Raw genomic sequence first — 8,668 nt, forward strand, 5'->3', positions numbered from 1 at the left:
AGGCACGGCCGTCACGCGTGATGCCACGAGCAACGTGCTCACCGGCCGCACGATCACATGGGGTAGTTCGAACACCGCCGTCGCGACGGTCAACAGCAGCGCTTTAATTACGACGCTCACGGCGGGCTCGGCGACGATCACCGCCACCAGTGAAGGGCAAAGCGGAAACGCCGTCTTGACCGTGACCGCGGTGCCGGTGGCAACTGTGACGGTGTCGGTCGCACCCACGTCGATCGCCGTCGGCGCCACGTCTCAGGGCACAGCGGTCACGCGCGACGCGTCGAACAACGTGCTCACCGGTCGCACGATCACGTGGAGCAGTTCGAACCCCGCCGTGGCGACCGTGAATATCAACAGTGGTCTCGTGACGGCCGTGACCGTCGGCACGACCACAATCATCGCGACCTCGGAAACCAAGATCGGTTCTGCCGTCGTTACGGTCACACCATGACCGCGCTGCAGCGCATGCGCACCGCGTCGGGACGACTGATTGCAACGGTGCTGCTGTCCGTACTGGCGTGTGGGGAGCCGACTGTCAGTGACCGCACGATTGACGCGGTCGAGGTCACGCCGGCGTCGCCAACCGTGCGCTCCGGTACGACGGTCGCGCTTTCAGCGCGTGCGCGCGACGCCGGAGGCAGCACGGTCCCCGTGTCGCCATTCGCCTGGTCCAGCAGCAATGCATCCGTGGCCACCGTGTCGGCCACGGGTCTGGTCACGGCCGCGGCACCGGGTACCGCGCGAATCGCGGTCAGTGCGCGCGGCATCAGTGCCACCACCACAGTGACGGTCACCGAACGCCTTGTGGCATCGATCGCGATGACGCCGGCGATTTCCGCCGTCCGTGTCGGCGGAACCGTGCTGATTCGCGCGCAGCCACTCGATGCCGACAACGTGGCTCTCGTCGGTCGCGCCATAGCGTGGTCGAGCAGTGATCCGACCGTCGCTCGCGTCGACGCCAATGGAACGGTCACTGGTGTGGCGCCGGGCGCGGTCACGATCGTCGCGACCTCTCAGGGGCGATTCGCCCAAGCCGCGGTCACCGTCACTTTGCCACCCATTCAGACGGTCACGTTGAGTCCGGGTCAGGATACGTTGGCCGTTGGAACCGACCGGCAATTCTCCGCGACGCTTCGCGACGCCAACGGTGTCGTGCTCCTCGGACGATCGGTGAGCTGGAGTTCGAGCAATGTGACCGTCGCCATCGTGACCGCGACCGGGAATGTGCTCGCGCTTCAGCCGGGTACCGCAACGATCTCCGCAGCGAGTGAAGGTCGCGTCGGGACGGCGAGGGTCGTTGTGCCCGCACGACTCGCCGGCACCGTTGCCCTTTCGCCGAGTGTCTCGACGCTGACCGCTGGATCGACGCTGACACTGCAGGCACAGATCACCGACAACGACGGCAACGTCCTCACCAACCGCCCGCTCACCTTCGCCAGTGACGCGCCGACCGTGGCCTCCGTGAGCACCGCCGGCGTGGTAACCGCCCTCGCGCCGGGCAATGCACGCATCACCGCGACCAGCGAAGGCAAGACTGGCGTGGCCAGCGTGCAGGTGGTGCCGGTGCCCGTTGCTTCACTGGATGTCACGCCATCCGCCACGAACCTGTTCGTGGGCGACGCGCGCCAATTCACCGTCATGGCACGCGCCGCGAACGGGGCCGTCCTGACTGGGCGGAGCATGCTATGGCGCAGCGGCGCATCGGGCGTGATCAGCGTAAGCGCCGAGGGGGTCGTTGCCGCTATCGCGCCCGGGATCGCGCTGGTCGTCGTGGAGAGCGAAGGGATCTCGGCCACGAGTGCGGTCACGGTGAGTGTGCCCACGGTGGCCTCGATCGTCGTCTCGCCGCCGAATCCAGCGCTTCGCGTAAATGAATCGGTGCAACTCGCCGCGATCGTACGGGATGCTGCGGGCGTCCCGTTGTCGGACCGTGCGCTGAGCTGGCGTAGCAGCGCTGAGAACGTGGTATTCGTTTCGAGCACAGGGCTCGTGGTCGGCGTCGGCATCGGTTCCGCGATCATCACGGTCACTTCCGAGGGCATCAGTGCATCAGTCACGATCACGGTTCGCTGATCACAGCACCCGAACACGCATCGCATCGCGCATTGTATCACGCCTCGCTGCTGCTGCGCTGCTTGCTGTCGTGCTGCTCGCGTGCCCGTTGCGCGCTCAGAGCGGCGCCCCAAGCCTGGTGCCCAAGCGTACACTGACCGTTGGGGCCGCGCCGGGGTGCGATCTTCCCGCCGTGGGCCAGGCGCCGGCGGCGCGACGCGATAACGCGGAGGCTCGGCGACTTGCTGCGGCGGGGCAGGAGGCGGCGCTGATCGGCGATCAGGCGGCGGCGCGCGATGCGTTTGCCCGCGCGGCCCTCCTCAATCCTGGCGATGAACGGATTGCCTACGACCTCGGTCGCGCGCACGAGGAACTCGCTGACTCCGCCAAGGCCGTCGTCGAGTTCTGTCGCTACCTGTCGTTGTCGCCGGCTGGACGTGAAGCCACTGACGTTCGTGATCGATTGCGCCGTATCGTGCCCGCGGTGGCGCAGCGTCAAGCGGCCGATGTACAGGTGGCGTTCCGCTTGGGGATCGCGCTCTACGATGACGGTCGGTACGAGGCGGCCATCCGGGCCTTCGACGACGTGGTTCGCGATGCGCCCTCGGCCTCTGAGGGGTATTTCAATCGCGGACTGGCGCGTGCGGCGAACGGGGCTCGACGCGCGGCATTGCAAGATCTCGAGCAGTACCGTGCCAAAGCGCCGACGGTCGACGATCGTGTCGATGTCGGACGCGCCATTGAAGTGCTGCGCCGGCCCGTGTATCGGCCCGGTGTCGCGTTCTCGCGCAGCCTGCTCCCGGGTTTTGGACAGTTCTACACGGGACATCCGGTGCGCGGTGTCCTTGTGCTTGCGGCCGCTGGCGCTGCGGCCGGACTTGCGCTCACGCAGCAAACCACGACCGCCACCATCGCCTACGTGGATCCGAACGGCATACCTGCTCCATACACGCGCACGACACAGGAGCGTTCGTATTTTACCGCTGGCATCGGTGCCGCCGCGGCGGTCACGATCGTCGGCATGATCGACGCCATGGTGTCAGCCAGTCGCTCACAGCGGGGCGCTACGATTCAGGCGCGCATCGCACGCAGCGTCAGTCGTGGCCGCGCCGCATCCACCGTGGCATTGGCTCCGTGGCTCAGCGCACGCGGACCGGCCGGCGTGACTGTAGCCGTGCGCTTCTAGCCCGGCCAGCGCGCAACGTCAACGAGTCTTGAACGCGCCGATCGCGTTCCGCGTGAACTCGGACAACACCAACGCGCCGCTCATGGCCGCGCGTTCGGCAAGCATCGTATCCCACTGCTCCGTGCCGGCCCAGAACACGCGCTTGAGCATCGCCATCGCTTCCGGATTGGACGCCGCCAGTGTCGTGGCGAGTGTGCCGACCGCGTCATCCATCGCCGCAACATCGTCGAACAGTTTCGCGTAGAGGCCGTGCCGTTCACCCCACGCGGCATCACGCCAGTCGGCATCGACCGACATCGCGCCGAAGGCGGCCAGTCCGATCTTCTTCTCGATCACCGGGCCGACCACGAACGGACCAATGCCGATCGCGAGTTCACTGAGCTTGGCCGACGCTCTGGTGACCGCCATGCTGAAGTCGGAGGCGGCGATGAGGCCAACGGCACCGCCGGCCGCTTTGCCGTGCACACGGCTGATCACGAACTTCGGTGCACGGATCATGGCGAGGATCACACGCGCGAACCCGCTGAAGAACTCCTGGCCCTGTTCGGGGCTCGTGATCGCCGCGAGTTCATCGAACGACGCACCGGCACAGAATGGACCGGTACCGCCGCTCTGCAGTACGATCACCCGCGCCGCCGGATCGGCGCCCAGCGCCGTTATCGCTGAAGCGAGATCGCGCAGAATCGCCCGTGGCAACGCATTGCTCTTGGGGTGATAGAACTCGATGCGGCCGATGCCGTCGGCAATCCCGGTACGGACGTAGCCGTCCAGACTGGTAGCGGGGAGGGGAGTCTCTGTCGTCATACGCTGAAAATAGCGCGCTGATCCAATTGTCGAACCCCGTTTACCGCCAGTAGATTACCCGTATGGACCAGAAACTGACCGTCCCCACCGAGGATCCGGCCCTTTTGGCTGCCTTCGACGCCCGCATTGCCGCTGGCGAGAGCATCGAGCCGAAGGACTGGATGCCGGAGCGCTATCGGAAGCAGCTCACGCGGATGATGTCGCAACACGCGCACTCCGAGATCGTCGGCATGCTGCCCGAAGGCAACTGGATCACGCGGGCCCCGTCGCTGCGTCGCAAGATGTCGCTCATCGCCAAGGTGCAGGACGAAGCCGGGCATGGGCTGTACATCTACTGCGGTACGGAGACCCTCGGCGTCGACCGTCACGAGCTCGTCCAACAGTTGCTCGACGGTCGCGCGAAATACTCGAGCATCTTCAATTATCCCACGCTCTCGTGGGCGGATATGGGCGTGATCGGATGGCTCGTGGATGGCGCGGCCATCGTGAATCAGACCGTGCTCGCGAAGGCCTCGTATGGCCCCTATGCGCGCGCGATGGTGCGCATCTGCAAGGAAGAAAACTTCCACAAGCGTCAAGGCTACGAGATCTGTTCGGTGCTGGCCAACGGCACGCCGGAGCAGAAGGCGATGGTGCAGGACGCATTCAATCGCTTCTGGTGGCCCTCCCTGATGATGTTCGGTCCGAGCGACACGAATTCGCCGAACAGCGCGGAGTTGCTCAAGTGGCGCGTGAAGCGAAAGACGAATGACGAACTGCGTCAACGTTTCGTGAATCTCACAGTGCCGCAGGCGATCGCGATCGGCATCAGCGTTCCCGACCCTGATCTGCATCTCGACGCAGATACCGGCAACTGGGAGTTCGGCGAGATCGACTGGAGCGAGTTCTTCGAAGTGTTGAAGGGCAACGGTCCCTGTAATCGCGAACGGCTCGATGCCCGTCGCAAAGCGCACGAAGACGGCGCATGGGTGCGGGCGGCGGCATCGGCGTACGCCGAAAAGCAGCAGGCGCGTTCCTCCACGGCTGCGGCCTGACTACCGGATTCCGACCATGTCAGACAGTCAGTGGCCCCTGTGGGAAGTCTTCACGCAGCCCAACAAGGGTGAACCATTCGAACACGCCGGCAGTGTGCACGCGCCCGACGGCGAGCTCGCCTTGCAGAACGCCCGCGACGTATACGCGCGTCGTGGCGAAGCGGTGAATCTGTGGGTGGTGCCGACCGCGGCGATCGTGGCCTCGGCGCCATCGGATGCGGGGCCGTTCTTCGAATCGGGCAACGACAAGCCGTATCGTCATCCGCAGTTCTATATCGCGCCGCGCGGCGTGCGCGTCTTCTGAATCGCTGATGACCGAACCGTCTTTTCAGGTTGCCGCACCGCGCAGTACGCCGGTCGCCAATCCGCTCTTCGAGTACGTGCTGCGCATGGGCGACGATCGCCTCGTGCTTGGGCATCGGCTGTCGGAGTGGTGCGGTCACGGGCCAATCCTCGAAGAGGACATCGCGCTCTCGAACATCGCACTCGATCTGATCGGGCATGCGAGTTCGTTGCTGGCGCTCGCCGGAGAGATCGAAGCGCAGGGACGCGACGCCGACCAACTCGCGTACTTCCGCGACGCGGTGGCCTACCGCAACGCGTTGCTGGTGGAGATCCCGAATGGTGATTTCGCCGTCACTATGGTGCGCCAGTTCCTGTTTGATGCGTACAGTGTACTGCTGTGGGACGCTTTGTCGCGTTGCGAGCACGAAGGCCTCGCCGCCATTGCCACGAAGTCGCTCAAGGAAGACAAGTATCACCTGCGCCATAGCAGCGAGTGGGTGGTGCGACTGGGCGACGGCACGGCGGAAAGCCACGAGCGTGCGCAACATGCGCTCGACGCCGTGTGGCGCTACACCGGTGAGCTGTTCGATCATGACGCGGTCGACGATGCCGTCGCGGCCGACGCCTTCATCGCGATCGACCACGACGCGCTGCATTCGCTCTGGCTCGCGATGGTGACGGATGTGGTGCAGCGTGCCACACTGAAGCTCCCCACCGACCCGGCCATGCGCCGTGGCGGACGACGCGGCTTTCACACCGAATCGCTGGGACACATGCTGGCGACCATGCAGATCGTGGCGCGCTCGCATCCTGGCGCATCCTGGTAGGCGGCACCCGATGCTGAGTTCAGACGAGGTGTACGGGGTCCTGAGTACCGTGATGGACCCCGAGGTCCCGGTCATCAGCGTGGTCGAACTCGGCATCGTGCGTGACGTCGAGATCCAGAATGAGGCGGTCACGATCACGATCACCCCGACGTACTCGGGCTGCCCGGCCATGCGTGAGATCGAGGCCGATATCCGCACGGCGCTGCTCGAACGCGGCGTGCGCGACGTGAACGTGAAGCTGGTACTCTCGCCGGCATGGACGACCGACTGGATCGGCCTCGACGCGCGCGAAAAGCTGCGCGCGTATGGCATCGCCCCGCCAGGTCGCGCCGAACCTCAGGGGCTCATCACGCTCACGCGTGCTCGCGTTCCCGTGCCCTGTCCCTTCTGCGGCTCCAGCAATACGCGGCTGCAAAGTGAATTCGGCAGCACGGCGTGCAAAGCGATACACGTGTGTAATTCTTGTCGGCAGCCGTTTGATGAGTTCAAGGCGTTTTGACAGGGCTGCGCGCTACACGGGCTAAAACTCCCTAGGAAGCAGGGGGGAGGGTTTCAGGGGGCAGGGAGCAGGTGAACCGCGCGTGGTTCCTGCCTCCTGCCCCCTGAAACCCTCCCCCTCTTTCCTAGGGAGTTTTCTTTTTCAGTCCCCCTACTTCAACTCCCCAAACGCCACGCGGCCGGCGCGCTCTTCCGCCGAACGGCAGGCGGTCGGGGCACTCTTGCCCTCGAGCAGCTGCCAGATTTCCACGCGACGGTTCGGGCTCTGTGCTTCCTTGTTGGCCTTCGACACGCGAGGACGCGGCGGGGCGGGATCGGCGTCGCCATTCGGCGCGATGATGCACTGCTCGCCGAAGCTCGACGAGACGATGCGATCCTTGATCGACGCGGCGTCGCGACCGGCCATCTTGAGCAGCGTCGCCATCACCGCAGACGCGCGGCTCTTGGCGAGCTTGTTGTTGTACGACTCGTCGCCGTACCAGTCGGTGTGTCCTTCCACCGAGATACGGAGCGTCGGCATGCGCTTCATGGCATCGAGCACAACCTTGAGCGTGTCCATACCTGACTTCAGCACGAGCGCCTTGTCGAAGTCGAACAACGTGGCGTCGAGCGCCACGCGCGCGGCGGCGAGCGCCTTGCATTCGACCGTCGCCGACTTGGTCTGCGTGGCGCCGTACGCCGTCTTGGTGACCGTGATCGTAGTCGTGCCCGGCGCGTTGCACGTGACCGTGCCGTTGCTGACCGACGCGATCGCGCTGCTGGCCGAGCTCCACGTGACCGCGCCGAGGTCGACGTTGTCCGCGTCCGTGGCCTTCGCCGCGAACGCGAGCGTCTTGCCCAGGTCGGTTGAACCGCTGGCCGGCGTTAGCGTCACGTTCCACGACGGAGCGGGGACCGTGACCGTCGACGAGGCCGTGCGCTCGATCTTCTTCACGAGGCCCTTGCACGTGATCGTCGCGGTCCCGTTCTTCACGGCCGTGACCTTCGCGTTGTTGTCCACCGTCGCCACCGACGCGTCGCTCGAAGAGCACGTCAGGTTCATGACCTTGCGTAGCTCGATCGGCCGCGACTTCGTGTCGGCCGCCGAAAGCGCGAACTGACGGTCACTGCCGCGATTGATCGTAGCCGTGGCCGGATCGATCTTGAGCGCCCAGTCGAACTGTTCGACGGTTGCGCAGCCACCGCGGAGCGCGTACGTCACACCTGCACGGAGGCCGAGGTTGCGCGATGTACCTTCGATGCTCTGCTCGTTCGGCGACGGATTGTTGTCCATGATGCCGTCGATGCGAGCGCCCCACCGGCCGCTGCCGCACAACTTCAGTCCCGCAAGCGCCGAGAAGCCGTCCTCGTATTCGTTTGCCGTGTTCCGACCGGCGTACACTGAGTTCACCCAGCCGGCGCCAAGCACCAAGGCCGCCTTCTTGGACGGAACGAACGGGACGGTCAGCGTAGCCAGACCGCGAAACGGACGATACGTGATGTCTTCGTTCGGCGCGCGGTTTGCTTTCGTGCTGCCCACCTGGATGTCGCCTTCGACACCGAGCCACTTGTACACGGAGAAACCCGCACGCGCGCCGACGCCGACCACGTTATCGATACGAAGCTTGTCGTCGAGCTTGGTGTACTGCCCGAACGCACCCACTTCGATGCGTTCGCCGAGGCTTTGAGCCTGGGCCGTGGGGACCGCCGCCATCGCCGTCAGCAGCGAGAGACCGACCAGTCGTTTTGTCATAGAATCCTGTTAATAGGTGCCAAAGAACGGGCACAGCCGTGCCCGGACGCCCGCCCGGAGTTTGTCGTAGCAGGGCCACTGAATCGTAAGGCATTTCGGCGCTGTGCGATACGTCACGGTTGACCTTGGTGCTCATTGGGACCAAGGCCTGATTGTCTTTCCGTGGTCGTCAGGCAACCCCAGCCTTTGCTACACGACCACACCTCGGCCGACCTGTGTCGCGGACGATCAAGCATCCTGAGATTTTGGG

The 8,668-nt window shown here is 65.0% G+C and carries 9 protein-coding genes; 7 read left to right on the plus strand and 2 right to left on the minus strand.

The window, feature by feature from the left end; translation table 11 throughout:
* From ACESNG_RS11265 to ACESNG_RS11275, 3 genes are all read left to right on the plus strand, one after another.
* The coding region (locus ACESNG_RS11265) for an Ig domain-containing protein (RefSeq protein WP_373060792.1) at positions 1-451 on the plus strand (451 nt) is incomplete at its 5' end.
* On the plus strand, positions 448-2,073 hold the full coding sequence (locus ACESNG_RS11270; protein ID WP_373060793.1) for an Ig domain-containing protein: 1,626 nt from the start codon (positions 448-450) through the stop codon (positions 2,071-2,073). The genes ACESNG_RS11265 and ACESNG_RS11270, both read left to right, overlap by 4 nt.
* A gap of 118 nt (positions 2,074-2,191) precedes the next feature.
* Positions 2,192-3,238 carry a hypothetical protein gene (locus ACESNG_RS11275; RefSeq protein WP_373060794.1) on the plus strand — a complete coding sequence of 349 codons (1,047 nt, stop codon included), beginning with the start codon at positions 2,192-2,194 and terminating at the stop codon, positions 3,236-3,238.
* Positions 3,239-3,256: 18 nt separating this feature from the next.
* On the opposite strand, the gene ACESNG_RS11280 is transcribed toward ACESNG_RS11275, so the two are convergent.
* Entirely contained in the window at positions 3,257-4,042 is a 786-nt protein-coding gene (locus tag ACESNG_RS11280; RefSeq protein WP_373060795.1) for an enoyl-CoA hydratase/isomerase family protein, read from the minus strand.
* A 62-nt stretch (positions 4,043-4,104) separates the two neighbouring features.
* Between ACESNG_RS11280 and paaA the strand changes: the two genes are divergently transcribed.
* From paaA to paaD, 4 genes are read left to right on the plus strand one after another with little or no spacing between them, the layout of a single operon-like run.
* Entirely contained in the window at positions 4,105-5,076 is a 972-nt protein-coding gene (gene paaA / locus ACESNG_RS11285) for a 1,2-phenylacetyl-CoA epoxidase subunit PaaA (protein WP_373060796.1), read from the plus strand.
* Between the two features lie 16 nt (positions 5,077-5,092).
* Positions 5,093-5,380: a 1,2-phenylacetyl-CoA epoxidase subunit PaaB gene (gene paaB, locus ACESNG_RS11290; RefSeq protein ID WP_373060797.1), complete on the plus strand. Its 288-nt coding sequence runs from the start codon at positions 5,093-5,095 to the stop codon at positions 5,378-5,380.
* 7 nt (positions 5,381-5,387) lie between these two features.
* On the plus strand, positions 5,388-6,188 hold the full coding sequence (paaC, locus tag ACESNG_RS11295; RefSeq protein WP_373060798.1) for a 1,2-phenylacetyl-CoA epoxidase subunit PaaC: 801 nt from the start codon (positions 5,388-5,390) through the stop codon (positions 6,186-6,188).
* 10 nt (positions 6,189-6,198) lie between these two features.
* Positions 6,199-6,687: a 1,2-phenylacetyl-CoA epoxidase subunit PaaD gene (paaD, locus tag ACESNG_RS11300; protein ID WP_373060799.1), complete on the plus strand. Its 489-nt coding sequence runs from the start codon at positions 6,199-6,201 to the stop codon at positions 6,685-6,687.
* Between the two features lie 150 nt (positions 6,688-6,837).
* Here paaD and ACESNG_RS11305 read toward each other — a convergent pair whose 3' ends face one another.
* On the minus strand, positions 6,838-8,418 hold the full coding sequence (locus ACESNG_RS11305; protein WP_373060800.1) for an Ig-like domain-containing protein: 1,581 nt from the start codon (positions 8,416-8,418) through the stop codon (positions 6,838-6,840).
* Positions 8,419-8,668 lie beyond the last annotated feature (250 nt).

Source organism: Gemmatimonas sp., from assembly GCF_041689975.1.
Taxonomy (GTDB): domain Bacteria; phylum Gemmatimonadota; class Gemmatimonadetes; order Gemmatimonadales; family Gemmatimonadaceae; genus Gemmatimonas.

What these genes read in the sequence shown, in the direction of transcription:
- paaD (WP_373060799.1), top strand. Translation starts at nt 6,199, where the DNA reads ATGCTGAGTTCAGACGAGGTGTACGGGGTCCTGAGTACCGTGATGGAC.
- ACESNG_RS11280 (WP_373060795.1), bottom strand. Translation starts at nt 4,042, where the DNA reads ATGACGACAGAGACTCCCCTCCCCGCTACCAGTCTGGACGGCTACGTC.
- ACESNG_RS11270 (WP_373060793.1), top strand. Translation starts at nt 448, where the DNA reads ATGACCGCGCTGCAGCGCATGCGCACCGCGTCGGGACGACTGATTGCA.
- paaB (WP_373060797.1), top strand. Translation starts at nt 5,093, where the DNA reads ATGTCAGACAGTCAGTGGCCCCTGTGGGAAGTCTTCACGCAGCCCAAC.
- paaC (WP_373060798.1), top strand. Translation starts at nt 5,388, where the DNA reads ATGACCGAACCGTCTTTTCAGGTTGCCGCACCGCGCAGTACGCCGGTC.
- paaA (WP_373060796.1), top strand. Translation starts at nt 4,105, where the DNA reads ATGGACCAGAAACTGACCGTCCCCACCGAGGATCCGGCCCTTTTGGCT.
- ACESNG_RS11305 (WP_373060800.1), bottom strand. Translation starts at nt 8,418, where the DNA reads ATGACAAAACGACTGGTCGGTCTCTCGCTGCTGACGGCGATGGCGGCG.